General features: G+C 61.6%; 22 protein-coding genes. 9 read left to right on the top strand and 13 right to left on the bottom strand.

What is annotated here, in order from left to right:
• The first annotated feature begins 83 nt into the window (after nt 1-83).
• The gene (locus ACP15W_RS11610) at nt 84-1,640 is read left to right on the top strand and encodes a DEAD/DEAH box helicase (RefSeq protein ID WP_424933059.1); all 1,557 of its coding nucleotides are present in this window, start codon (nt 84-86) and stop codon (nt 1,638-1,640) included.
• Nucleotides 1,641-1,949: 309 nt separating this feature from the next.
• On the opposite strand, the gene ACP15W_RS11605 is transcribed toward ACP15W_RS11610, so the two are convergent.
• Nucleotides 1,950-2,522: a TetR family transcriptional regulator gene (locus ACP15W_RS11605; protein ID WP_424933058.1), complete on the bottom strand. Its 573-nt coding sequence runs from the start codon at nt 2,520-2,522 to the stop codon at nt 1,950-1,952.
• Between the two features lie 69 nt (nt 2,523-2,591).
• Here ACP15W_RS11605 and ACP15W_RS11600 point away from each other — a divergent pair, with 69 nt between their 5' ends.
• A complete protein-coding gene (locus ACP15W_RS11600) occupies nt 2,592-3,152 on the top strand; it encodes a hypothetical protein (RefSeq protein WP_424933057.1) in 561 nt (186 codons plus the stop codon).
• Between the two features lie 72 nt (nt 3,153-3,224).
• On the opposite strand, the gene ACP15W_RS11595 is transcribed toward ACP15W_RS11600, so the two are convergent.
• The gene (locus ACP15W_RS11595; protein WP_424933056.1) at nt 3,225-4,682 is read right to left on the bottom strand and encodes a tannase/feruloyl esterase family alpha/beta hydrolase; all 1,458 of its coding nucleotides are present in this window, start codon (nt 4,680-4,682) and stop codon (nt 3,225-3,227) included.
• Between the two features lie 255 nt (nt 4,683-4,937).
• Here ACP15W_RS11595 and rpsD point away from each other — a divergent pair, with 255 nt between their 5' ends.
• Together rpsD and msrA are read left to right on the top strand one after the other, a co-directional pair.
• Entirely contained in the window at nt 4,938-5,558 is a 621-nt protein-coding gene (gene rpsD, locus ACP15W_RS11590; protein ID WP_424933055.1) for a 30S ribosomal protein S4, read from the top strand.
• 243 nt (nt 5,559-5,801) lie between these two features.
• Complete coding sequence (gene msrA, locus ACP15W_RS11585; protein ID WP_424933054.1) at nt 5,802-6,422, top strand: peptide-methionine (S)-S-oxide reductase MsrA; 621 nt, start codon at nt 5,802-5,804, stop codon at nt 6,420-6,422.
• Nucleotides 6,423-6,446: 24 nt separating this feature from the next.
• Here the strand turns inward: msrA and ACP15W_RS11580 are convergent, their stop codons facing one another.
• The 5 genes from ACP15W_RS11580 to ACP15W_RS11560 form a co-directional block, all read right to left on the bottom strand.
• Entirely contained in the window at nt 6,447-7,370 is a 924-nt protein-coding gene (locus ACP15W_RS11580; protein ID WP_424933053.1) for a DMT family transporter, read from the bottom strand.
• 170 nt (nt 7,371-7,540) lie between these two features.
• Nucleotides 7,541-7,876: a hypothetical protein gene (locus ACP15W_RS11575; RefSeq protein ID WP_424933052.1), complete on the bottom strand. Its 336-nt coding sequence runs from the start codon at nt 7,874-7,876 to the stop codon at nt 7,541-7,543.
• Nucleotides 7,877-7,965: 89 nt separating this feature from the next.
• The gene (locus ACP15W_RS11570) at nt 7,966-9,222 is read right to left on the bottom strand and encodes a DUF2254 domain-containing protein (RefSeq protein WP_424933051.1); all 1,257 of its coding nucleotides are present in this window, start codon (nt 9,220-9,222) and stop codon (nt 7,966-7,968) included.
• Nucleotides 9,223-9,315: 93 nt separating this feature from the next.
• Nucleotides 9,316-9,969: a GcrA family cell cycle regulator gene (locus ACP15W_RS11565; RefSeq protein ID WP_424933050.1), complete on the bottom strand. Its 654-nt coding sequence runs from the start codon at nt 9,967-9,969 to the stop codon at nt 9,316-9,318.
• A gap of 185 nt (nt 9,970-10,154) precedes the next feature.
• A complete protein-coding gene (locus ACP15W_RS11560) occupies nt 10,155-10,934 on the bottom strand; it encodes a gamma-glutamyl-gamma-aminobutyrate hydrolase family protein (protein WP_424933049.1) in 780 nt (259 codons plus the stop codon).
• A gap of 158 nt (nt 10,935-11,092) precedes the next feature.
• Here ACP15W_RS11560 and pepN point away from each other — a divergent pair, with 158 nt between their 5' ends.
• The 4 genes from pepN to ACP15W_RS11540 all read left to right on the top strand — a co-directional run bounded on the left by pepN (nt 11,093) and on the right by ACP15W_RS11540 (nt 16,920).
• Nucleotides 11,093-13,687, top strand: a complete 2,595-nt coding sequence (pepN, locus tag ACP15W_RS11555) for an aminopeptidase N (RefSeq protein ID WP_424933047.1) — start codon at nt 11,093-11,095, stop codon at nt 13,685-13,687.
• A 54-nt stretch (nt 13,688-13,741) separates the two neighbouring features.
• On the top strand, nt 13,742-14,629 hold the full coding sequence (locus tag ACP15W_RS11550; protein WP_424933046.1) for a 1-acyl-sn-glycerol-3-phosphate acyltransferase: 888 nt from the start codon (nt 13,742-13,744) through the stop codon (nt 14,627-14,629).
• Between the two features lie 175 nt (nt 14,630-14,804).
• The gene (locus tag ACP15W_RS11545) at nt 14,805-16,151 is read left to right on the top strand and encodes a TldD/PmbA family protein (protein ID WP_424933045.1); all 1,347 of its coding nucleotides are present in this window, start codon (nt 14,805-14,807) and stop codon (nt 16,149-16,151) included.
• On the top strand, nt 16,138-16,920 hold the full coding sequence (locus tag ACP15W_RS11540) for an inositol monophosphatase family protein (RefSeq protein WP_424933044.1): 783 nt from the start codon (nt 16,138-16,140) through the stop codon (nt 16,918-16,920). Before ACP15W_RS11545 ends, ACP15W_RS11540 begins: the two co-directional genes overlap by 14 nt.
• Before the next feature lie 44 nt (nt 16,921-16,964).
• On the opposite strand, the gene ACP15W_RS11535 is transcribed toward ACP15W_RS11540, so the two are convergent.
• Both ACP15W_RS11535 and ACP15W_RS11530 read right to left on the bottom strand, forming a co-directional pair.
• Nucleotides 16,965-17,309 (bottom strand): DUF427 domain-containing protein, encoded by a 345-nt coding sequence (locus ACP15W_RS11535; RefSeq protein ID WP_424933042.1) that lies wholly within the window; start codon nt 17,307-17,309, stop codon nt 16,965-16,967.
• Between the two features lie 45 nt (nt 17,310-17,354).
• Entirely contained in the window at nt 17,355-19,187 is a 1,833-nt protein-coding gene (locus ACP15W_RS11530) for an aminopeptidase P family protein (RefSeq protein WP_424933041.1), read from the bottom strand.
• An 81-nt stretch (nt 19,188-19,268) separates the two neighbouring features.
• Between ACP15W_RS11530 and ACP15W_RS11525 the strand changes: the two genes are divergently transcribed.
• Complete coding sequence (locus ACP15W_RS11525) at nt 19,269-19,565, top strand: hypothetical protein (protein WP_424933040.1); 297 nt, start codon at nt 19,269-19,271, stop codon at nt 19,563-19,565.
• Here the strand turns inward: ACP15W_RS11525 and ACP15W_RS11520 are convergent.
• Genes ACP15W_RS11520 through cobS form a run of 4 tightly spaced genes read right to left on the bottom strand, consistent with a single transcriptional unit; the run spans nt 19,534 to nt 23,725 of the window.
• Nucleotides 19,534-20,586, bottom strand: coding sequence for a zinc-binding metallopeptidase family protein (locus ACP15W_RS11520; RefSeq protein WP_424933039.1), 1,053 nt, complete (start codon nt 20,584-20,586; stop codon nt 19,534-19,536). The genes ACP15W_RS11525 and ACP15W_RS11520 overlap by 32 nt on opposite strands.
• A 13-nt stretch (nt 20,587-20,599) precedes the next feature.
• On the bottom strand, nt 20,600-20,788 hold the full coding sequence (locus ACP15W_RS11515) for a PLDc N-terminal domain-containing protein (RefSeq protein WP_424933038.1): 189 nt from the start codon (nt 20,786-20,788) through the stop codon (nt 20,600-20,602).
• Between the two features lie 52 nt (nt 20,789-20,840).
• Nucleotides 20,841-22,727, bottom strand: coding sequence for a cobaltochelatase subunit CobT (gene cobT, locus ACP15W_RS11510; RefSeq protein WP_424933037.1), 1,887 nt, complete (start codon nt 22,725-22,727; stop codon nt 20,841-20,843).
• An 11-nt stretch (nt 22,728-22,738) separates the two neighbouring features.
• On the bottom strand, nt 22,739-23,725 hold the full coding sequence (cobS, locus tag ACP15W_RS11505; protein ID WP_424933036.1) for a cobaltochelatase subunit CobS: 987 nt from the start codon (nt 23,723-23,725) through the stop codon (nt 22,739-22,741).
• Between the last annotated feature and the right edge of the window lie 9 nt (nt 23,726-23,734).

Here is a 23,734-nt window from a genome sequence, read left to right as displayed (position 1 = left end):
TGATTGCGTGTCCCCGATCCGGTTCGCTGCAACCGGTCAACGGCCACGTTCTCCGAGGCGGGCCCAGTTTCAGGAAATGAGTAATGGACAAGACGACGGAGCGCCTCTCCGAGGCTCTATCCTCCAATCTTGTCGAGCAGAATTTTGACTGTTTGACATCCGTTCAGTCGGCGGTGCTCGCGGCAGATGCCGCGCGCCGTGACATGTTCGTGCAATCACCGACCGGGTCGGGCAAGACCATTGCCTTCGGCCTCACAGCTGTCGGTGCCCTGGCGCCGGGCGAGGGCGGTGGGGAAGAACGTGGCCGCTTCGTGGTGGTCATCGTGCCGACGCGCGAGTTGGCGGTGCAGGTGAATTTGGTCTTGCAGCGTCTCTATCGCGGGACCGATCTCGCTCCGGTTCTGTGTCTGCCCCGGGCGGGTGGCCCTGTTCCGGCTGTTCCCGTTCCGAAGGCCTGCGACGTGTTCATCACGACGCCCGGGCGCTTCGGGGAAATGACCGGGGCGGGGGCGCTTTCTCTCGACGGATGTGCCTGCGTCGTTCTCGACGAGGCGGACGAGCTTCTGTCCGGCGACTATCACGAGGATCTGGAGGCCGTGCTTTCTCGGCAGGCCGGTGATCCCTGGCGCATTCATCTTTATACTGCGACCATCACGCCCGCGCTGGATGGTGTTGTTTCCGGGCTGCTGGTCGATCCCGCGCGGGTCGATTGTTCGGACGAGGCGATGCGGCTTCCGAATGTCGACATTCAGGCGATTTCCTGCACGCAGATGGAGCGAGATCGGGTGATCGGCAGTCTCCTGCGGGTTCATCATCCCGAACGGGCCATCGTCTACTGCAACCGCCGTGACGAGGCCGCGCGGCTCTCCGCCAAGCTCTATCGACGCGGTTTCACCGTGGTCAATCTCACCGGGGCGCTGGGCTCCGAGCAGCGCCTGGGTGCGGTGGAACGCTTCGGAAAGGGGCATGCGCGGGTCTGCGTCGCGACCGATGTTGCCGCGCGGGGGCTCGATTTCGACGGGTTGGAGCTGATCGTTCATGCGGGCGTGCCCGACTCGCCAGAACTTCTGCTGCACAGGTCCGGAAGGGCCGGGCGGCGGAACGCGCGTGGCCGGGCGGTCCTGGTCTGCCTGCCCGAGGAGAAGCCGAAGGCCGAGCGCCTCGTGCGCAGGGTGAACCGGGAAATCGACTGGATCGCGCAACCCAGGGCGCGCTGCATCAAGGAGGCGGACAAGCGCAAGGTTCTCCATGATCCGATCTTCAGCACCGAGCCCGGGGAAGAGGACCGCACGCTGGCGGAACTGATCTCCCGGAGTTTCACGCCGGAAGCGATCACCCATGCCTGCGCACGGCTCTGGCGCAATGCGCAGCCGATGGCCCGAGATCTCGAGCGCCAGGTCGCCCCGAAGCATCAGGGCGAGGGCTGGCTCTGGCTCGAGATGTCCATCGGCGAGCGGACAAGGGCGGACATGGCGGAAATTCTGCGCATGATCTGCACCGCTGCCGGTGTCGGGAAGACCGAGATTGGCCGCATTCACGTGGGCAATGGCACCGCGCGGTTCGAATTGCCGAAAGATCTGGCCGAACGGGTTCTGGAAAACCAGAAGGGCGAAGAAAGGTGGCACATCTGGAGGGTATAGCCCCCAGGGCCTTTGACCCAGACGCGTGGAACCGCTTTGCAGGTGCCTATTGCATCGCGGTAGCTTGCCGGGGCTTGCGACTGGTGCTGGGAAACAATGGCACGGAACAAGCCGAAGGCGCCGTGCCTGCGACGGACCGACCGGATGGGCTGGCGCAGCGTCGATGCAGGGGCATACCGTCGGTCTAGGCCATGTCGTCACCTTAAACTGCGTCGAACAGGCGGTGTTGCGCCATCCCCCGATCCGCAGCCGGCACGTGTCCCGTGCGACCGTCTCATGGCACTGGAGGTGCCTTTGGCTCGACGCGGTTCACCGCTCAAGGATCGCGGCGATCGCGGCCTGAAGGCGTGGACGCAGGCGATCATCATGGGTTCGGTCAAGCGCATCCACACAGATCATGTGGCGGCTCACGTCAAAACCCGCGACGACGCTCAGGACCAAGGCTGCCCTTGTATCTGCATCCGAGCCGCCCAGACGCTCTGCCAGAGCAGCAACCATGGGTTCACCCAGTTCCTCGCGGACGATACGCCGTGCGGCCTCGGAGGAAGAGGATCGGATAGCTGCGATCATCGCGTCGAACCCGGATGCGCCGCCGTCCTTGGCCAGGGCCATCTCGGCGATGGCCGCAGGCAGGTCCGCGTCGGCAACCTCCGTCAGCGCTCCGAGGTCGAGGCATTCCTCCATCACCGAGCGAAACAAACCCTCTTTTGATCCGAAATAGCGCGATATTAGAGCAATGTTGCAGCCCGCCGATGCAGCGATTTCGCGCAACCCCGCCACCTCGAAACCGCGCGCGCTGAAGCTTTCGCGGGCGGCTCTGAGGATGGCGGCACGGGTTGCCTCCGCATCCCTGCGCGGTTGAAGCTCCGCTGGATTTCTCATGTAAACACCCGTTGACTTGTGTTCGAACCGTTTCTATCTCGTTCGTGCCGACCCCTCCGGAGGTTTCTCATGAGTGACATCACGATCATCGACCACAGCGACCAAGTCGAGACTATCCTCGGCGCCTACCGGGATGCCATCGGCAATGATTTTCGCGCTTATCGTGGCCATGTCTATCGCACGATCACCTACGCGATGCATTTCCTGGGGGGCGCTGAAGAGCACCGCGCCATGGTCGAGACGGCCCTTGCCTATCACGACATCGGATTGTGGACAGCAAGAGACCTTGCCTATCTGGAACCCTCCGAAGAATTGGCGCTGGCGGACAACAAACGGTTCGGTTTCGGGCTCGATCCGGAGACGCTGCGCGCGGCGATACATTGGCATCACAAGGTGACGGACTTTCAGGGCAAGGATGCCGTGGTCGTGAACGCCGTGCGCAAGGGCGACTGGGTGGACGCTTCAAAGGGCATCGTCCGTCATGGCTTGAGCAAGGCGCAAGTCGCGCGGGTCGAGGACGCCATCGACACTTATGGCTTTCCCGCCGTTCTGCAGCGACTTGCGGGGGATCTGGGCGGCAACAGGGTTGCGGGCAATCTGCGCGTGCTGCGGCGCGTCTTCAAATGGTAGGCCGTGTGTTGCTCGGTACACAATGAGCGCACCGTGCAACACTTTCGATACCCGGGGTGTTTCTTGCGCGCCTTACTGCGCTTTCGTGATGGTTTCCGGTGCCTCTCCCGATGACATCCAGGTCTCGATCGCTGTCAGGGGATCGAGATCCGCCTGAGAAAGCCCGCCTTCGCCCGGCACTATACCGCAATGGTCGAGCCCCGGGATCATGTAGAGTTTCACATTCTCCTCCAGGGCCTCCTGACTGCCAGTGGCCTCTGCCGTGGCTTCGAACCATTCCACGGTCTTGTAGGGCGGCACGATCGCGTCGGCCCATCCATGCCAGACGATCATCTTGCCGCCGGCTTCCCGGAAGGCGGTCAGGTCGGTGCTGTCGGAATTGTAGACCGCTGCCATGGTCGAGAGCCGCGCCGGGTCAGTGTCGAAATCGAAGTCGGTTGGGCTCCAGGTCGCGCCGGGATCGTCGGGGAAGGCCATATAGGCGCCGAACCCCTTGGCAAAGAGCGGGACGACCGCGGGCGCACCGGCTTCGGTCCCGGTCAGCCAGACGGGCCAGAACCGCTCCGAGCCCTCCGGTATGCCGCCCGGATAGAGCTGATTGCCCGCGGAATCCCTGGGCCCCTGACGCCAGGCCGCAATCACGTCGAGCTCCTCGGGTGTCAGGCACTGGTTGCCCGCGCCCTCAGATCCGCACTCCAGGCCTGAAAGATCCACGTTGCAGGCGCGCGGGTCCGCGATGAAGCCGTCCTCCTCGCCATCCACGCCGTCGCACTGGCGCATGACTTCGTCGCCGATCAGGGCTTCCTTGCCGGGCTTGAGGATCTGCTGGCCTTCGTCGTCGGTATTCGCCTGGACGAACCACGACATCGCGGTCGCGACCAAGCCGGTATAGTCGAGCGCCGGTGCACCGGAGATGATGCCGTCATAGTGTTCCGGGTATCTCAGCGCTGCCATGTTGGCCATGCGACCGCCGGTGGAACAGCCCTGGAAGATCGCCGTCTCGGCGCCGGTGTCGTAGAATGCCTCGATCATGGCCTGGGCCACGCGATGGGTTTCGCCGATCGACCGCCACCCCCAGTCGCGCTCCGCCCCCGGATTCCTGTCGGCCCATTCGGCATCGACGACGGACAGCCCGAGGTGGCCGCTGTCGGAGGTCGCTGTCGCGTAACCCTTCGCAAGCCCGGGACCCATGGCGTTGATGAAGCCGCCCGAGGCATCCGCCCGGCCAAGAATGCCGCAGAAGCCGCCGCATCCCGCCTGGTAGAACCCGCCGTTCCAGCCCTCGAGGGGCAGGCGTATTTCGATGGAAATGGTCGGCAACGCCGTGGCGCGGACCTCGCAGTAGGCGGGGAGGTCCCCGGAGGCATCCATCACGCGGGCCGATGTCACGGTTGCGCCATCGACGACGACATCGCGCAGAGCGTGGCAGCTATCCGGGGCGGAATCCTGCGCCTGAACCGCCGGGATGTTTCCGACGACCATGAAGAATGCAATTGCAGGCAGGCCGAGCTTCGAAATCGGTATTGGCACCAATGTCCCTCCCATTGTGCTTGATTAATTGAATTGAAGCTTATGCGATCAACTCGTCGGGGTCACCGTCAAGCTTGAGCAGAATGCAGATTCCTTCATTGACAGCGCCGGTTCGACCGGTATAAGCGCGCGATCTTCCGCCATATTGGGCGGAGGTTTTCTATGGCGCCCGTGGACCCTGCAAGGGGAGACCTGTCGGCCGGGATACGCTCGGCAAAGGAAGGGGCCGTACATGTTGAGAAGGAAGGAACTGACGTGACCAAGCGTACGTCTTCGAAATACAAGATCGACCGCCGTATGGGCGAAAACATCTGGGGCCGCCCGAAGAGCCCCGTGAACCGCCGCGAATACGGCCCCGGCCAGCACGGTCAGCGCCGCAAGTCCAAGATGTCGGATTTCGGCACGCAGCTTCGCGCAAAGCAGAAGCTGAAGGGCTACTACGGCGACCTGACCGAGAAGCAGTTCCGCCGCATCTATGCCGATGCCGAGCGCCTTCGCGGTGACACCTCCGAGCAGCTCATCGGCCTTCTGGAGCGTCGGCTCGACGCGATCGTCTACCGTGCGAAGTTCGTTCCCACGGTCTTCGCGGCGCGTCAGTTCGTGAACCACGGCCATGTTCTGGTCAACGGCCAGCGCGTGAACATCGCATCCTACCGTGTGAAGGAAGGCGACGTCGTGCAGGTTCGCGAGAAGTCCCGCCAGCTTGCCCTCGTGCTCGAGGCTTCCGGAAGTGCAGAGCGTGACGTGCCCGACTATCTCAATGTCGACCACTCCAAGATGACTGCAGAGTTCGTGCGGACGCCGGCTCTGGGCGATGTGCCTTACCCGGTCATGATGGAACCGAACCTCGTGGTCGAGTTCTACGCGAAGAACTAATAGCGTTTCAGCGCGAATCTTTGATGCAGGGGCCGTGGCGCATTGCCGCGGCCCTTTCTCGTTGGGGTATTCCCGCCTGATGGCTTGCCTCGAGGGGATGCCGCGGTGCCGGTCACTGGATGCCTTCACAAAATGATCAGGCGCTGCCGGTCATCTTTGTGGAATGTGTGGTGCAGGATTATATCATGGTTCCTAGGTCCATCGAGGGAGATTGCGGTGATATCGTTTTTCAAGCCGGCTACCATGGTCAAGCCTGACGCCGCTCTTCCGGGGCGGTCGGTCGCTCTTCCGACGGCGGCGCATCATTTCGTCAACGGCCATGCGCTCAAGGGGCCGTTTCCGGACGGCTTTTCGCAAGTTCAGCTCGGCATGGGATGCTTCTGGGGGGCAGAGCGGCTTTTCTGGGAGTTGCCCGGTGTGTGGGTGACAGCTGTCGGCTATTCGGGCGGGTTTACGCCGAACCCGACTTACGAGGAGGTTTGCTCCGGGCGAACGGGCCACGCCGAGACCGTGCTCGTGGTGTTCGACCCAAATGCGATCTCGCTTGAACGAGTGCTGAAGGCCTTCTGGGAAGGGCATGATCCCACGCAGGGAATGCGACAGGGGAACGATCGCGGTACGCAGTATCGTTCCTGCGTGTTCGTGGATGGTGATACGGAGCTTGCAACAGTCAGAAGCTCTCTAAATGCCTACCAGGAAAAGCTGCGCGCCGGGGGATACGGCGAAATTACCACCGAGATCGGCGCGGCTCCGGAGTTTTACTACGCAGAAGACTATCACCAGCAGTATCTGGCGAAGAATCCGCGCGGATACTGCGGACTGGGTGGGACCGGTGTGACCTGTCCCGTTGGAGTGAACGCATAAGTGATCCCGGCGGCCCGGCTGACGCTATTTCACGTTGCGCCGGGCCTTTGACGTGCGGAGCTTGTGCTCTCTCCAGATAATGAAGAGGCCCGAGACTATGATGAGCGACGAGCCCGCGAGCATCGGCAAGGTCGGAAGCTCACTGAAGAGCATGTAGCCAAAAATGATCGAGAAAACCAGCGAGAGGTAGTCGAACGGCGCGACCACCGACATTGGCGCGTTTCGGTATGCCTGGGTCAGCAGTATCTGCCCAACGCCTCCGAACACGCCGGCCCCAATGAGGCAGACGGCCTCGAAGAGCGTAGGCATGACCCATCCGAAAGGAATCGTGAGCAGTGAAAGGCAGGCCGAAGTGATCGTGAAGTAGATCACGATCGTGCCGGTGTGCTCCGTTGCGGTGAGCCTTCGCGTGAAGGTCTGGGCGAGGCCGGCGAAGAAGGCCCCGGCTATGGCTGCCAGTGCGCCAAAGGCCGCCATCTGCTCCGGCCCCTGGAGTTGCGAGAGCGACATGCGCGGCAGCAGGACGACCACGGCGCCGGCGAGCCCCACGCAAAGCGCGGAGATGCGGAAGATGCGGATCCGTTCTCCGAGAATGACAGCGGCGAAAAGAACCGCGAAGAGCGGTGCCGTATAGAAGAGGGCTGTCGCTTCCGGCAGAGGCAACAAGCCGAGTGCGGTGAAATTGAGGGCCATGCCTGCGGTGCCCACCAATCCGCGTGACACGTGGCCGAACGGATGACGGGTGTCGAATGCGTGCTGCAGGTGGCCCTGCATCGCCAGCCAGATGATCGTTACCGGGAGCGCGAAGACCGAGCGGAAGAACACGGTCTCACCCGGCGGTACGCGCGCCGAGGCCGCCTTGATGCAGATGGCCATGAGGGTGAAGAACAGAACGGAAAGAATTTTGAGCGTTATGCCGCGCGCCGGGTCGGTCGAGGGACGGCTCATCGGTGCGTCCGGTGCCGAAAACCTATGCCGTCGCCGGTCTGCGCGTCCTGAGCGTAAGGGGTTAACATGGAGAATTGAATTTCGGTTGGTGCTCCAGCGCACCCATCTCGGTAAGGCATTGGCTCAACTTTTCAACTTGCAATGCACATTGCGTCTTTGGCTCGCAGCGGTCAACGGCAGACCATGTTGCCGAGCGAGTCCGAGCGGCAGCGCGCCCCGTTCACGCCGGTGGACCTGCTGGGTAGTGTGGTTCCGAGTTTGTCGACGTTTCGCGCAGGAATGATCGTCGGTCCGGACTGGCTTTCAGCCCCCTCCCTGATGACGCCACGGGGTTCCTGCCTCTCGAGCAATTCCGGCGGGCGCGCGAGTGGGCGCAGGCTTCCGCCTTCGAGACAATTCTGACTACCGAGCGTATTCGTCCGGCACCGTGTCTGCGCGGATGGGTCGGTTGCGCCCACGATGGGGAGCAATGTTCCAAGCAAAATGGCGAGGGTGACGTTCTTCACTGCTGATTGCTCCCGCCTCCGCATGAGGGGTGTGTCTCCTGCCGCACGTCCCGTGAGACCGTGCCTGGCGCACTCCCTGGCTCAGTCTATCATACACCTGAGCGGTTGAGCTCGGCGACAAACTCGCGCAGTCGTGTCCTTTCCTCATGTATCGGAAGTGCCTTGTCGGAATGCGCCAGACCAAGGCGCGAGAGCTTTTCCGCAGCTTCCCGAAACTCTTCGGATTCGAGCTGCCCAAGACGGTGAAGTGTCCGCTGCAACCGCATTCCGAATTCGAGAATTCCTGCGCCATCGCGCAACAAGGGGCCGAATGCATCTTCGAACAGCTCGGACGCATCAAGATCCGGTGCCATCACGCGATCACAGCTCGGGGTTCCGTCATATTCCATACGCATTTCATGCCAATGCGTCAGTAGTCCTTGCTGGAGGCTGACGATGCTGATTGCCGTACCGGGATCGTTGATGCCGGGGGAGAGGGCTCTCGTGCCGATCTCAGTCAGGACTTCGACGCAAAACCGGGGGTCCTGGTCGAAACTTCGTTCCGGGCCAATGCTGAATGCGTTTCGCAGCTTCTCGATCTGCTGCTCATCCGCCTGCCACGATGTCCAGAGAAGCGGGAGCTTGGGGTCAACCAGTATGCCCGGCATCGACGTTATTCGGACTGCACCATCCGCGGCCTTTGCAATGTTCTGGAGCTTGTAGGGGTCGACATGGCGGACATAACCCGTTTGTTCGGAGTAGATTGGATGACCGGGGTTGCAGCGATCATCCGGGGCAATGCCGCCAAGGCGGGGTGCTTCGGCCCGTGCGCGAAGGATCGCCTCGGCGCGAGAACACACCTTCATCGAGACTTCGCCAAGCCGCACGAGGTTGGCCAGATGATCGAGCCATCCGAAAAAGCTCACGATCACGAGCAATATGACAATACTGGAGGCAACGACCAGGACGAACTCGCCGCCGCGGGAGTAGAATTGCAGGCTCAGGGCGAGGATGCCGACCATCGAGAAAACGAATGCGCCAAGGAAGGTCGAGAGCACGTTCTGTGAGAAGGCGTCGTCAATCAGGATCTTCGTGGCTCTTGGCGACGCCGAACTCGTCGCTGCGGCATAGGCCTGAACCATAGCGCTGAGCGCGAACGTCGCCACGACCAGCATGCTCGACGCGATGATTGAAAGAATCCCCTGGGCGGTTCCGTCGCTGATGCGATCGGAAACCTCCGATGGAACCATGTCGCCAACCAGACTGGCAAGGAAAACGGTGGCTACCGCGACGATGCCGTAGGTCGACACCCGGAACCAGATCTGGCTGCTGATGCGCCGGAGTATCCAGACGATCTTGCTGTTCATTGCAGATAGCGCCCTGTCTCGGGCGCATTCAGACGGTTTTCAGCCCCGCGCGGCGGTGGGACCGATTGTCCGGATGGCCCCCGCAGAGGCAAATTACCTGCCGCCTGAGGATCGACGATCCCGGCGCGAGGACATCGGCTGGAACGCCACGCTGACATGCGTTTCGCAGTAGGGCTTTCCGGGGGCCGAAGGCAGGCCGCAGAACCAGAAGTCGTCCGTGGCGGGATCCCCCACCGGCCATTTGCAGGTTCGCTCCGTCAGTTGCATGAGCGACAGACGCTTGGCCTTCTTGGCGGCCTCGGCCAGGTTCGCCAGGGTTTCTTCGCTCATTTCCGCGCCGGCCGGCTGCGGGGGCAGGGGCTGTCCACTGCCCGGACGGTTCGGACGCGGCTGGAAGGGCGGTGCAACGGCCGGACGATTGACTGCTTCCGCCGGTGAACCGTTCATCGACTGGCTCGGTTCCGGTGTTGGCATCTCTGGCTCTGCGGGTTGAGGAGTTGGCTCGGGTTCCGGTGCTGCCTGCGTGACGCGGGGCTCGGGTGCCGGTGCCTGGGGCGGCTCGGTGCTGGGCTCGGATTGCTCCGGGGCCGGCTCCGCGCCGGTCCGGTTCGACAGGCCCAGGCGATGGACCTTGCCGATCACGGCATTCCTGGTGACCCCGCCGAGTTCCTTGGCAATCTGGCTGGCGCTCTTGCCCTCGGCCCACATGGCCTTGAGCATTTCCACACGTTCATCGGTCCAGGACATATATAGCGAAGCTCCGTTGGTTCTCGGACATTTCACGAATGAAGGCCAAGACGTCTGTCCAGAGCCATTGTGTCTATTCTAATATCCGGCTGGCCGGATACAAGGGATGATACGCAATCCAAAGGTTTGCGTGGGCGTTGCCGTTGGGCCACATCCCTGAGTGACCGGAGTGGGAACGACCCTCCCTAGGATGCAGCGCGAAGATTGGGGTGCCGTTTTCTTTCCGCCCGGGCCTTGGTCGCTTCTCCGAAAGAGATGAAGAGGGGCCTCGATACGGGATCGAGAGCTGCGTTCCATTCCGGGTGCCACTGAACTCCGAGAGCGAACCCCCTTGAGCCCTCAATGACGATTGCCTCCGGTGTTCCATCCGGTGCATGGCCCTCGATGATGACGCGGTCACCCCGATCCATGATGCCCTGTCCGTGGAGCGAGTTCACCATGACTTCGGTTTTCCCGAGGAGTTGGTGGAACGTTCCGCCCGGCGTGAGGGTAACCGTATGGCGGAGTTCGAACTTCTCCTCGAGGGTTCCGTCCGGTGGCATTCGATGATTGATCCGGCCGGGGATTTCCCGAATTTCGGGGTGGAGCGTGCCGCCAAAGGCGACGTTGAACTCCTGAAAACCGCGACAGATCCCGAAAATGGGCACGCCACGCGCCACGCATTCCGAAATGAGGGGAAGCGTCACCGCATCGCGGTCAGGATCGAACGAGCCGTGCTTGTCGGTCGGTTCATGGCCATAGAGACTGGGGTGAACATTGGGGCGCCCGCCGGTGAAGAGGAACCCGTCGCACGCTTCGAGAAGATCCGAGATCGCGCCAACCTTCGGCAGTGCAGGCACGATCAGGGGAATGGCCCCCGTCAGGTCGGCAACCGCCTCGATATTGGATATTCCCGCGGCCTGCACCGGATAGGCGTCGTTGGCCAGGTGGTGATTGCCGATAATGCCGATTACAGGTCGGGACATGTGCACCAACTCGATCATTCAGAAACACTTACGCGTCTGAAGATAGGTCTTTCTCGGCGTTCCGTCGAGATGTTCCGGCCCTATATGCTGAAAGGCCCGGCTGCTTGACCAATTTCACGCCATGGTGGAAGCATGCGCCGATCGAAAAAGGGAATGACATGCTGCGCACTGATGCCCAGACCCCGGCAATCCGGCTCGCTGACTACACACCGCCGGCCTATCTCGTGGATCGCGCCGAATTGACATTTCGATTGGACCCGGAGGCGACACGGGTTCTGGCGAGGCTCGAGATGCGACCGAACCCAGCCGTCTCCGGCCCGTCGCGGGATTTGCGTCTCGATGGGCGGGGGCTGAAGCTGATCTCGGCTGCGATCAACGCCAGCCCGCTTGCCCCGGATGTGCTCGTGCAGGATGACGAGGGCCTTTCAGTATCGGCCGAGCATATCCCCGATGGGCCGTTCGTCTGGACCGCGGAAACCGAGATCGCGCCGCTTTCGAACTCGGCGCTCGAGGGGCTCTACATGTCGGGTGGCATGTATTGCACCCAGTGCGAGGCGCAGGGTTTCCGAAAGATCACCTTCTACCCGGACCGCCCGGACGTGATGGCAACCTACCGGGTCCGGATCGAGGGGGACGTTCCGGTTCTTCTTTCAAACGGCAATCTGACGGGGCAGGGGCCGGGCTGGGCCGAGTGGGAGGATCCCCACCGCAAGCCATCCTATCTCTTCGCCCTCGTGGCCGGCGATCTGCGCGCCGTCGAAGATCGGTTCGTCACCTGCTCGGGACGGGATGTGCTGCTGCAGATCTGGGTCAGGGCGGGCGACGAGCCGCGCTGTGCCTATGCCATGGATGCCCTGAAGCGATCCATGGCGTGGGACGAGGAGGTCTACGGCCGCGAATACGATCTCGACCGTTTCATGATCGTCGCCGTGGACGACTTCAACATGGGCGCGATGGAGAACAAGGGACTGAACATCTTCAACTCCAAATACGTGCTCGCAAGCCCGGAAACGGCCACGGATTCGGACTATGCCAATATCGAGGCGATCATCGCCCATGAGTATTTTCACAACTGGACGGGCAACAGGATCACCTGCCGCGACTGGTTCCAGCTCTGCCTCAAGGAAGGTCTGACGGTCTTCCGGGACCAGCAATTCTCGGGGGATCAGCGCAGCAGGGCGGTGAAACGGATCGAGGATGTGATACGCCTGCGGGCGGCGCAGTTCCGGGAGGACGCGGGACCGCTCGCGCACCCTGTCAGGCCGGAAGAATACATAGAGATCAACAATTTCTACACGGCGACTGTCTACGAGAAGGGTGCCGAGCTGATCGGGATGCTGCGACGTCTTGTCGGGGCAGAAACCTATGCCGAGGCTCTAGATCTCTATTTTCGGCGCCATGACGGGGAGGCCTGCACAATCGAGGACTGGATAAAGGTCTTCGAGGATGCGTCCGGGCGGGACCTTTCCCATTTCAAGTTGTGGTATTCCCAGGCCGGTACGCCGCGGCTTGGCGTGAAGGAGACCTTCGCGGATGGGCGCTACACGCTTACCTTCTCCCAACATACTCCGGCGACGCCGGGGCAGCCGCACAAGGCGGAGGTGGTCATACCCGTGGCCTATGGCCTCATTTCCCCTGGAGGCGAGGAGTTCGAGACCGGCCTGATGGAAATTACCCGCTCCGAGCAGAGCTTCAGTTGGGACGTGGCGGAAAAACCTGTTCCTTCACTGCTGCGGGAGTTCTCGGCGCCAGTCATTCTGGAACGGGAAACGGGGCCGGAGCAGCTTTCCTTCCTGCTCGCAAAGGATACCGATCCGTTCAACAAATGGGAGGCGGGCCGGTCGCTTGCGCTCGCACTGATCGGCCAGATGTCCCGAGAGGCAGGTGTCGAGCCGGCGGACGAATATTTCTCGGCGTTGGCCGAGGTCGCGACCGACCCAATGCTTGACCCGGCGTTCAAGGCTCTGGCGCTCGCCTTGCCAAGCGTCGATGAGGTGGTTGCTGCCCTCGCAAGCGAGGGGCATACGCCTGATCCCTTGTCAATTCACGAGGCGCGCCGTGCACTTGAGCGCAAGATCGGGGCCAGTATCAGGGAGCCGTTGGAGGCGATCTACGCAGAGCATACGGTCTCGGGACCGTATACGCCGGATGCATCATCCGCCGGTCGTCGGGCCTTCAGATCGCGAGCCCTGGCCCTGTTGACGGCTGACAATCCGGACGCCGGGCTTGCCGAAACGCAGTTTTCCTCTGCTGACAACATGACTGAGCGAATGTCCGCTCTCTCCCTTCTCGTCGCTCATGGGCGGGAAGATGACGCGCTTCGGCAATTCTATGCCGACTGGAGCTCGGACAGGTTGGTTGTCGACAAGTGGTTTGCCGTCCAGGCGGTGCAGACCCCTCCGGAAAAGGCGGTCCTGGTCGTTGATGAACTCACCCGACATCCCGACTTCGACTTGAAGAATCCCAATCGTTTCAGATCGTTGATCGGCAGCTTTGCGATGGGAAACACGGCTGGATTCCATGTGCCGGGCGGGGCCGGATATCGCCTGGTGGTCGATTGGCTGATACGTCTGGACGACGTGAATCCGCAGACGACCGCGCGTCTGACTTCGGCATTTTCAGCGTGGAGGAGTTTTGCCGAAGATCGAAGGATCGCAATGCGAGAGCAACTGGAGCGGCTCTTGGCCAAGCGGGACCTTTCCAAGGATACCAATGAGATGGTATCTCGCCTGTTAGGGATAACGGGCGGTTGATTTCGCCATTCTGTCATCAATATGTCAGGATGGCGCGATAAATGGGGGCGCATTATGGTTCGTGATGTGGTCGATCAGCTAATCCACGAGAGAGCGCCCTGGCTGGAGCGTCAGGGGCTGGCGGTGGCGGCTGTCAAAAGGCTTCTGCATCTTCTGCTTCAGTATGATCGCACGGTCGCAGTTGGTGAAGTTCTCGAGACAATGCCGCAGGGGACGGACGTCATGGACGCCCTCGCCGATATGTTTGCCCGGCATGTGGATGTTCAGGGACTCGACAACGTGCCGACCAGTGGGCCTGCGATGGTCGTCGCAAATCATCCCACCGGAATTGCGGACGGCATCGTTCTCTACAGCGCTCTGGCGCGGCGGAGACCGGATCTGTTCGTATTCGCGAATGCCGACGCGATCCGCGTCATGCCGCAGCTCTCCGAGTTGATTGCCCCTGTCGAGTGGCGCCCCGAAAAACGCAGTCACAAGCAGAACCGGGAAACGATGACCTACGCCCATTCCGCGTTCAAGGATGGTCGACTCGCGGTCCTCTTCCCGTCCGGTCGTCTTGCAAAGCGACGCTGGCTTTCCCTGCACGAGCGCCCCTGGCTGCCGAGCGGGGCCATGCTCGCGCGACGGTTCAATCTGCCGATCCTGCCGCTCCACATCACCGCCCGGAATTCCGCGATCTTCTATCTTTTCGACCGCATTCATCCGACCTTGCGCGACATCACTCTGTTCCACGAGGTGCTGAACAAGAAGCACCAGCCCTACAAGATCACGATCGGCGAAGCGATAGATCCGGCAACCTTGCCATCCGGATCAGCGGAGGCCACCGAGGTTCTGCGCGAGCGCACCCTAGAGCTTGGCGGGCAGGGCGGGCATCAGACTGTCCTGACTGCGCCGAGATATGGCCAGCGTCGACGGCTCAATCCGGTTCGGGCGCTGGGCTGAACGTCTCGAATCACAAGAGGTTGCCTGTAGCGGTGTTTCACCCTAGCTAGGTCAGATGTTTATTGCTGATCTGAAGGTGGTTGATGACTGTCTCCGCAAGCGTTCGGGCCCCCCGGGCAATCCCGCGTTTTAGAGCTATTGGATTGCCGGGTGTTTGCCTGCAGGCGGTGTGCCGATGACGCAGGATCTTTCCCGGTTGGCCGAAAGGCTGCTTGAGGCGGCGCAGAAGGCCGGTGCCGACGCCGCGGACGCGATTGTCGTCGCAGGAGACAGTTTGTCCATCGAAGTTCGCGATGGCGGCCTCGAGCATGCCGAACGGGCTGAAGGCGTGGATATCGGGCTGCGCGTTTTCGTGGGCCAGGGCCAGGCATGCGTTTCCGCGAGCGATATCAGCGAGACGACGATCGAGGAAATGGCGGGACGTTCCGTGGCCATGGCGCGGGAGGCTCCGGAGGATCCCTTCTGCGGTCTGGCAGATCCGGCGGAGCTGGCGTCGGATTGGGATATCGGGAGCCTCGAACTGGAGGATCCTGGTGCTGCCCCGTCTCCGGATGAGTTGAAGGTGATGGCACTGGAAGCGGAAGCTGCCGCACTTTCGATTGATGGCGTGACCAAGATGGATGGCGCCGGTGCAAGCTGGAATCACAGCCGCATTCACCTTGCGGCCAGCAATGGATTCTCGGGCGGCTATGCCCGCACAAGCAACGCTATACAGGCCGTTGCGATCAGCGGCGATAACGTGGGAATGGAGCGTGATTACGCCTTCGAAGTGCGCAACTATCGCTCCGACCTCCCCACTGCACAGGCCATAGGGACCCTGGCAGGTGAGAGAACCGTGGCGCGCATCGGGAGCGGTCGCCCGCCGACCGGCGCATGGCCCGTGCTCTTTGACGAGCGTGTGGCGTCGAGCCTGGTCGGTCATCTCGTACAGGCCGTGAATGGATCCGCCGTCGCGCGGGGCGCTTCCTGGTTGAAGGAGGCGCTGGGTGAACAGGTGCTTCCGCGCGGTATGGACCTCATCGAAGAGCCGAGGCGGCCGCGCGTTTCGGGATCGCGGCCCTTTGACGCGGAGGGGCTTCCGGTCGCGCGGCGCGCGCTTGTTCTTGACGGCGTGCTGCAGGGGTGGACGCTGGATCTCGCGAACGCAAGAAAGCTCGGGATGAAGAGCACGGGGAACGCTGCCCGCGGCACGAGTGCGCCTCCGAGCCCGGCCGTTTCGAACCTGGCTCTGACACAGGGCGATAAGAGCCGGGAAGACCTCCTTCGGGACATGGGTACGGGCTTGCTCGTGACCGGGTTGATCGGTTCGACCATCAACCCGAACACCGGTGACTACTCGCGCGGCGCGAGCGGATTCTGGGTGGAGAACGGTGAGATCACGCGGCCGGTCAACGAATGCACGATAGCCGGCAACCTCCGCAATATGCTTGGCAAGATCGTGGCGGCAAATGACGCGCGCGCGCATCTGAGCCGGGTGGTTCCCAGTTTGCTGGTCGAAGGGCTGGTCATTGCCGGAAGCTGACCTCGCTCTACTTGTCGAAGCGGCGAAAACCGCAGGTGAAATCGCGCAACGTCATTTTGTCGGAAGCCGTGCGGCGCGTCAGAAGCCCGGTGATCAAGGCCCGGTCACGGACGCCGATATCGAGGTCGATGAGACGCTCAAGACGATGCTCTTGGCGGCGCGGCCGGATTACGGCTGGCTTTCCGAGGAGAGCGAAGACAGCACGGACCGCTTGGGGCGCAAACGGGTTTTCGTGGTGGACCCGATTGACGGGACCCGGGCTTTCGTCGAGGGAGGGAATGCCTGGGGGCATTCCCTGGCTGTGGTGGAGGATGGCAGGCCGGTAGCGGCGGTGGTGCATATGCCGCGTCTGGAAAGGATGTACTGCGCGCAGGATGGGGCAGGTGCCACGTGCAATGGCCAGCCGATCCGGTCAAGTCATTGCGGCGATCTGTCCGGGGCAAGGGTGCTCGTCACATCCAGCCAGCTTGACCCGCGTTTCTGGCCGGGGGGCGTTCCGACGCTCGAGCGCCATTTCAGATCGTCGATTGCCTATCGTATGTGCCTTGCCGCCGAGGGGCGTTTCGACGGCATGATCACTTTCCGCGATACCTGGAACTGGGATATCGCGGCCGGTGCCCTGATTGCCAGTGAAGCTGGCGCCATGGTCACGGATCGTCGTGGTGAGGCCCTGATCTTCAACAAAGAGATGCCGACCTCACCGGGCGTGTTCGTAGCCGGAAAACCATTGCACAGGCAGATTCTCGACAAGGCGCTAACCAGAACCTGATCGCCCTGCACATGCCTTTGTCTGCCTTCCCTTTCGGGCGTGTCCTAGACGCGCTCGACGGTTACCTTGTTCGGATCGAAAGAGATGTGGCCTGCAATCCTGGCAGCATTGCTCTCTGGTTCGGAGTAGGTCCAGGCCGCCTTCTGGATTGTGGTCGACCGGGTCACGATACCGAAATACGCCGCGCGGCCGAGTCCATCGATCTGTGCTTCTTGTTCCGAAGCTTCGAGGAACGCCATTCCAATATCATCCTGCGGGAAATAGATCTGCGAGGCCGACCCGTCCTCTATCAACTCAAGCGCATTCGTGCTTTCGCCGATGACCGCACCGCCGGCGCGGACAACCCAGGTTCCCTCGGCAGGGACAATGGTGATTTTCTTCGTAAGCATTTCCAGTCCTTCCATGGTGACGCGCCGGTCCAGAGCGGCACGCGATCACAACGCGGAGCAGGCAAGTCGTAGCCAGGATACAGTCTTCTCGTCCAGAAGGGGAGAGATCCTGTTCAATACTTCCCTATGATAGTCATCAATCCAATCGCGCTCCACCTGTGTGAGGAGGCTAGGGTCAATCAGTTTCCGATCAATGGGAGCGAAGGTAAGCGTCTCGAATCCAAGCATCTTTCGCTCGCCGCCTCCGGGAATTTCAGGGGTTTGAACGACCGCGAGGTTCTCAATACGGATTCCGAAGGCACCCTCGCGGTAGTAGCCGGGTTCGATCGACAGAAACATTCCCGGTTCGATCTTCTCCATTGAACGACGAGAGAGCGACTGCGGACCTTCGTGCACACCGAGATACGAGCCCACGCCATGCCCTGTGCCATGATCATAGTCCAGTCCGGCGGCCCAGAGCGCGGCTCGTGCACATGCGTCGATATGCGCGCCCGCGAGCCCCTCGGGCCAGTGGAGCCGGCTCATGGAAATCAGGCCCTTGAGCACCAGCGTGAAGGGCTTGCACGCCTCTACGGGTGCACTGCCGACCGCGATGGTTCGAGTAATATCCGTGGTTCCATCCTGATACTGCGCTCCGCTGTCGACAAGCAGCAGTTCACCCGGATTGATCGCCCGATTGCTCGACTCGTTGACCCGGTAATGGACGATTGCGCCGTTCGGGCCGGCACCACAGATCGTCTCGAACGAGATATCGCGCAGTTCGCCGGTTTCTGCCCGGAATGCCTCCAGCCGGCGCACAATATCGATTTCGGTAAGCGCGCCCCGTGGTGCCTCGGCGTCCAGCCAGGCAAGAAACCTGGCCATGGCCGCGCCATCTCGCAGGTGTGCGTCCCGACTGCCCGCGATCTCCGCATCGGTCTTTCGGGCCTTGGGAAGAATGCAGGGGTCCCGCGCCCAGTGAACATCCTGGCCCGCAGCCCGCAACCTGTCGGAGATCCAGAAAGGCGCGCTCGACTTGTCGACGCCGATCCTTCCGGAGAGCGCCCCGATCGCACCCTCGAAGTCCGAGGGGGGCAGGATCGCCACATCGGGGCCAAGATGGGATTTAAGCCTATCGTCGCAACGTGATGGGGCGGTGAATAGCTGGACGTTTCCACCATCATGCAGGATTGCGAACGCACGCGGAACGGGCGTGCGCGGAATGTCGGCCCCGCGAATGTTCAGGAGCCACGCGATTGAATCGGTCAGGCTCAGGACGAACGCGGCAAGGCCAGCGTCTTTCAGATCAGCGGACAAGGCGGCACGCTTCTGTGACGAACTGCGGCCGGCTACCTCAATCGGATGGGGCAGGATCGGGGCCGAAGGCGCTGGGGGACGATCCTTCCAGACCCGGTCCACGAGGTTCGGGCAGGGAACCATCGTGAGCTGTGCGCTTCGCAGATCGCTCTCGAGGCGTTCGATTTCGCCCGCCGTATGGAGCCATGGATCGAAGCCGATCCGCCGGCCTGGCGAAAGCGCATTCCGCAACCAGTCGGACAACTTGTCTTCGGGATGGCGCAGAATTGAGAACGCGGCTTCATCGACCTCAATTCGAGATTGAATGGTATAGCGACCGTCAACGAAGAGGCCCGCGGCATCCTGGGTCGCCGCGGCAAAGCCTGCCGATCCCGTGAAACTCGTCAGCCATGCCAAGCGCTCATCGCACGCCGCCACATTCTCGCCCTGATGCGCATCTGCACGGGGAACGAGAAAGGCATCAACGTTTGCGGCCTGCATGGCTTCGCGCAAGAGCGCCAGCCGTGGAGCGCCGGTCTCGGGCGTCGTGCGACGATTGAAGGTCTGTATGGTGTTAACGGTTCCGTCCCCCATCTTTACCATTCGTTTATCGAGTGTTTGCCGCACTGGTCAACAGAAGGTATTTTAATCACATGTGAATCGCGTTTGAGTTGAGTGGTAGCCATGCGGACTTTACTTGTCGTCGGACTAGCCTTTGCCGCCCTCTGGAGGGGATGGCTGGATTGGCAGTCAACGATGCTGCGGGGTATCAAATTCCGCCTCGTTTCGGCCGAAGATGTCATTCGATCCGCGATGCCGCGCGGCTACTATGATCTCTCCGAGGGCATCAAGGGGCTTGGCCTCGAAACCCTCTGGTCTTTTACTGTTCAAGCAGCGCTGGGGCTTCCGCTCGTTGTCCTTCTCGCCAGTGTCGCCTTTGCCCTCTGGGTTACAAGGCCCCTCGAACGAGGTCGTGGATAAAGCCCAGCTTTGCGATGGCGGGGTCGCTGAGCACAAAGGGATAGAGATCTCGCTGTCCCATTGAGCGGTTCAGGCTGTTGACGGCCACGGTCAGTGGTATCCACGCGTCCACCATCCTCTGGAACCTCGGCTCCGTATATGGGTCGAAGGCGACTTCCGTGTTGACCTCCTCGTCATCGGTCGCAACCGGGTCAATGGCCAGACCGAAGCTTGCCGCGGTGTCCAGCGTGTCGGCCATGTGAAGATAGTGAGTCCAGGTCTCCGCGAAATCCTCCCAGGGGTGCATCGTCGCATAGGCGCTGACATAGGCACTTTCCCATCCGGCGGGAGCGCCGTTCTCGTAGTGTCGTTTCAAGGCTTCGCTGTAGCTTGCGCGCTCATCGCCGAACACGGCGCGCGCCGCATCGAGCTTGCCGCCATCCCGAACCAGCACATCCCAATAGTAGTGGCCGACCTCGTGACGGAGGTGTCCGAGCATGGTCCGATAGGGCTCTCCGAGCTCAATCCGACGGCGCTCGCGCTCTGCGGAATCCGCCTCGGAGATATTGATCGTGACGAGGCCATCGGCATGGCCAGTCATGGCGGGATCATTCGGCTTGTCGGCCAGGAAATCGAAGGCAAGCCCATTCTCCTGGTCATTGAGGCGGCTTGTCAGAGGCAGATTCAGTCTCTTCAACGCATAGATCAGCCGTCGCTTCGCTTCCTCGATCGACTGCCAGCGCTCGTCATTGCCAGCTACCGAAAGGTCAGGAATCGTTCGGTTGAGCCTGCAGGCGGCACAGAAGGTTTCTTCCGAGTCCGCACGGACCAGCCAGTTGCAATGTGCAACGGTGGCATTCCCGCATGGCTTGTACATCGCATTGGGTGCGGCGACTGCGCTCAAACTTCCATCGGCCTGCCGGTCAATTGCGCTGAGCGTCAGGGACTCGGGCAGGAAGCCAAGTGAAGTTCCGCAATTCAGACATGTCGAGTTTTCGAAATGCAGCATGTTGCCGCATTTCTGGCAGATGAAGACGTGCATAATTGCTCCGATATCAGGGGCGTGCCGACCGCGGGCCGATAATCAGCCAGGCAATGAACCCCAGTAGAGGAAGGAGGAGTATGACAAGGATCCAGATCACCTTCTTTGCAGTGCTTGTGCTGGACCCTATGACGGAAACTATGGCCCAAATGTTCAGAACAAGAAGGATGAACCCTCCGATTCCAGTCACTTCAACGCTCATGTCAGCCCCTCGTTCCAAAGAGATGTAGATCCCGCTGACTGGCAGGTAGTGTCTAGTTCCTGGATTGGAAGCGGGCCCTGCGCCCGGCCAGCACGGGATCGTTGTCAAAAAGGCTTGCCAACTGCTCGGTCATCGCGCCTGCGAGCTGTTCCACGTCGGTAATCGTAACCGCGCGCTGATAGTACCGGGTCACATCATGACCGATACCGATGGCGACAAGTTCGACGGCCCTGCGCCGCTCGACCATTTCGATTACGTCACGCAGGTGCTTCTCGAGGTAGTTCGGCGGGTTGACCGAAAGGGTCGAGTCATCGACCGGCGCACCGTCCGAAATCACCATCAGCACCTTGCGCGCTTCAGGGCGGCCAAGCATTCGGCGGTGGGCCCATTCGAGCGCCTCTCCGTCGATATTCTCCTTGAGAAGACCTTCCTTCATCATCAACCCGAGATTGGGTCGGGCACGCCGCCAAGGGGCGTCTGCCTGCTTGTAGATGATATGGCGAAGATCGTTGAGCCGCCCCGGCAGCGAGGGGCGCCCTTCGGCAAGCCAGTTTTCTCGGCTTTGCCCACCCTTCCAGGCGCGCGTGGTGAAGCCGAGGATTTCGACCTTGACCTGGCAACGCTCAAGGGTTCGGGCAAGCACATCCGCCGAAATCGCGGCGATGGAGATCGGCCGGCCCCGCATCGATCCGGAATTGTCGAGAAGCAGCGTGACGATCGTGTCGCGGAACTCGGTATCGCGTTCCCGCTTGAACGAAAGGGGGGTTAAGGGGTTTGCAATGACCCGCGCAAGCCGGCCCGCGTCGAGCGTGCCCTCTTCCAGATCGAACTCCCAAGCCCGGTTCTGCTGTGCTTGTAACCTGCGCTGGAGCTTGTTCGCAAGACGTGCGACCGCGCCCTTCAACGGCTCAAGCTGTTGATCCAGGTAGCTCCGAAGGCGTTCCAGCTCGAGCGGATCGGCCAACTCTTCGGCGCGAATTTCCTCGTCGAACCTGGTTTCGAAAACCTTGTAGCCGGGGTCGGCCTCGGAAATCGGCGGGGGCAGGGGCTCTTCGTCCGCCTCGCCCTGCTCGATCTCGGCATCCTCGGCCATGTCGCCGTCGTCCGAGCTTTCGAGTGCCGCCTGTAGCTGGTCCTCGTCGGCGGACTGTTCCGGTGCGCTGTCCTGGCTTGTGCTTTCCTGCTCGGAATCGTCCTGTGCGTCCCCGCCTGGCTGATCCTGCTCCTCTTCGTCCTCGCCGGAGTCATCGGGCTGGTCGTCATCATCCTCGTCGAGAGGCACATCATCGGGATCTTCCCCGAGTTGCTCCCCGTATCCGAGATCAGTGATGACCTGCCGGGCAAATTTGGCGAAGGCCCGCTGGTCCTCGAGCACCTCGTCGAGGTTCTCGAAGGTATCAGCGGCATGGCTCTCGAGAAAACCGCGCCAGAGATTGAGGACATTCTCGGCGCCAGCCGGCAGATCCCGCCCCGTGGCAAGTTGCCGGATCATGTAACCCGCGGCCTGCGCGAGTGGTGCCCGAGCGGGGTCGGAAATGTCGGCATAGCCCGCACGAGCGGCTTCAGCTGCGATCTTGGCGTCGATGTTGCCCGCAGTTCCGGGCATGGCGCGGGCACCCACGGCTTCGCAACGCGCGGTTTCCATCGCTTCGAAAAGCTCCGACGCAATATCGCCCTGAGGGGCATATCGCCGGTGGGTGGCGTTGTCGTGAAAGCGAAGACGCAATGCATATGCATCCGCGGTTCCGCGTGCCAGCATAACCTCGTCACGCGTCATCCTCCGTGTGACCTGAGGCAGGCGCATGGTTTCTTCGCGAAGTCCGGGCGGATCGACGCTGAATGCGATCTGGAGGTCCTTGTCGGACGCCATCGCGCGCGTTGCTTCCGAGAGCGCCTTCTTGAACGGATCCGCCGGGTTGTTTGTGCCGGGTTTGCTCAATGTGCCTCCGATCAGCCCAGGCTGACGCTGGCAGCACTTTCAGGCAGCTCGGCATCGAAGCAGCGCTGATAGAACTCGGCAACCGTCTGGCGCTCCAGTTCATCGCATTTGTTCAGGAAGGTGAGACGGAAGGCGAAGCCGACATCCCCAAAGATTTTCGCGTTCTCGGCCCAAGCCAGCACGGTGCGCGGGCTCATGACGGTCGAGAGATCGCCGTTCATGAAGGCTGCGCGCGTGAGATCCGCGACCGTCACCATGCGTTTGACCGTCTTGCGACCTTCTGCGTCGCCGTATTCCATGTGCTTGGCCACCACGATGTCCACTTCCGCATCGTGCTCAAGGTAGTTGAGCGTCACGACGAGGCTCCAGCGGTCCATCTGGCCCTGGTTTATCTGCTGAGTGCCGTGATAGAGGCCCGTGGTGTCACCCAGACCGACCGTGTTGGCCGTCGCGAAGAGCCGGAAATACGGGTTCGGATGGATCACCTTGTTCTGGTCGAGCAGCGTGAGTTTGCCGTCTACTTCGAGAATTCGCTGGATCACGAACATCACGTCCGGGCGGCCGGCGTCATACTCGTCGAAAACGATCGCCGTCGGATTGCGCAGAGCCCAGGGCAGGATGCCCTCCTGGAACTCGGTCACCTGCACGCCATCGCGCAGCTTGATCGCATCCTTGCCGATCAGGTCGATGCGGCTGATGTGGCTGTCGAGGTTTACGCGCACGCAGGGCCAGTTGAGGCGAGCTGCAACCTGTTCAATGTGGGTCGACTTTCCCGTGCCGTGATACCCTTGGATCATCACACGGCGATTATGGGCGAAGCCCGCAAGAATCGCGAGGGTCGTATCCTGGTCGAACCTGTATGTCGGGTCGATATCCGGCACCCTGTCGGAGCGATCGGGAAAGCCCTTTATGGTCATATCCGTGTCGATTCCGAAGAGATCGCGCACACTGAAATCGACCGAGGGTTCGATGCCCGTTTCCATACTGCCGTCCGCCATTGTAGTCAG

Source organism: Amaricoccus macauensis, from assembly GCF_049800915.1.
GTDB classification, from domain to species: Bacteria; Pseudomonadota; Alphaproteobacteria; order Rhodobacterales; family Rhodobacteraceae; genus Amaricoccus; species Amaricoccus macauensis_A.
The sequence above is the reverse complement of the archived record's forward strand: the minus strand, read 5'-3'. Positions and strand labels throughout refer to the sequence as shown.

Excerpts from the sequence above, each read along its gene's own strand:
- pepN (WP_424933047.1), top strand. The coding sequence starts at position 11,093 with ATGCTGCGCACTGATGCCCAGACCCCGGCAATCCGGCTCGCTGACTAC.
- ACP15W_RS11570 (WP_424933051.1), bottom strand. The coding sequence starts at position 9,222 with ATGAACAGCAAGATCGTCTGGATACTCCGGCGCATCAGCAGCCAGATC.
- ACP15W_RS11520 (WP_424933039.1), bottom strand. The coding sequence starts at position 20,586 with ATGCACGTCTTCATCTGCCAGAAATGCGGCAACATGCTGCATTTCGAA.
- ACP15W_RS11515 (WP_424933038.1), bottom strand. The coding sequence starts at position 20,788 with ATGAGCGTTGAAGTGACTGGAATCGGAGGGTTCATCCTTCTTGTTCTG.
- ACP15W_RS11550 (WP_424933046.1), top strand. The coding sequence starts at position 13,742 with ATGGTTCGTGATGTGGTCGATCAGCTAATCCACGAGAGAGCGCCCTGG.
- msrA (WP_424933054.1), top strand. The coding sequence starts at position 5,802 with ATGGTCAAGCCTGACGCCGCTCTTCCGGGGCGGTCGGTCGCTCTTCCG.
- cobS (WP_424933036.1), bottom strand. The coding sequence starts at position 23,725 with ATGGCGGACGGCAGTATGGAAACGGGCATCGAACCCTCGGTCGATTTC.
- ACP15W_RS11565 (WP_424933050.1), bottom strand. The coding sequence starts at position 9,969 with ATGTCCTGGACCGATGAACGTGTGGAAATGCTCAAGGCCATGTGGGCC.
- ACP15W_RS11605 (WP_424933058.1), bottom strand. The coding sequence starts at position 2,522 with ATGAGAAATCCAGCGGAGCTTCAACCGCGCAGGGATGCGGAGGCAACC.
- ACP15W_RS11525 (WP_424933040.1), top strand. The coding sequence starts at position 19,269 with ATGCGGACTTTACTTGTCGTCGGACTAGCCTTTGCCGCCCTCTGGAGG.
- ACP15W_RS11560 (WP_424933049.1), bottom strand. The coding sequence starts at position 10,934 with ATGTCCCGACCTGTAATCGGCATTATCGGCAATCACCACCTGGCCAAC.
- ACP15W_RS11580 (WP_424933053.1), bottom strand. The coding sequence starts at position 7,370 with ATGAGCCGTCCCTCGACCGACCCGGCGCGCGGCATAACGCTCAAAATT.
- ACP15W_RS11530 (WP_424933041.1), bottom strand. The coding sequence starts at position 19,187 with ATGGTAAAGATGGGGGACGGAACCGTTAACACCATACAGACCTTCAAT.
- ACP15W_RS11610 (WP_424933059.1), top strand. The coding sequence starts at position 84 with ATGGACAAGACGACGGAGCGCCTCTCCGAGGCTCTATCCTCCAATCTT.
- ACP15W_RS11535 (WP_424933042.1), bottom strand. The coding sequence starts at position 17,309 with ATGCTTACGAAGAAAATCACCATTGTCCCTGCCGAGGGAACCTGGGTT.
- ACP15W_RS11545 (WP_424933045.1), top strand. The coding sequence starts at position 14,805 with ATGACGCAGGATCTTTCCCGGTTGGCCGAAAGGCTGCTTGAGGCGGCG.
- ACP15W_RS11600 (WP_424933057.1), top strand. The coding sequence starts at position 2,592 with ATGAGTGACATCACGATCATCGACCACAGCGACCAAGTCGAGACTATC.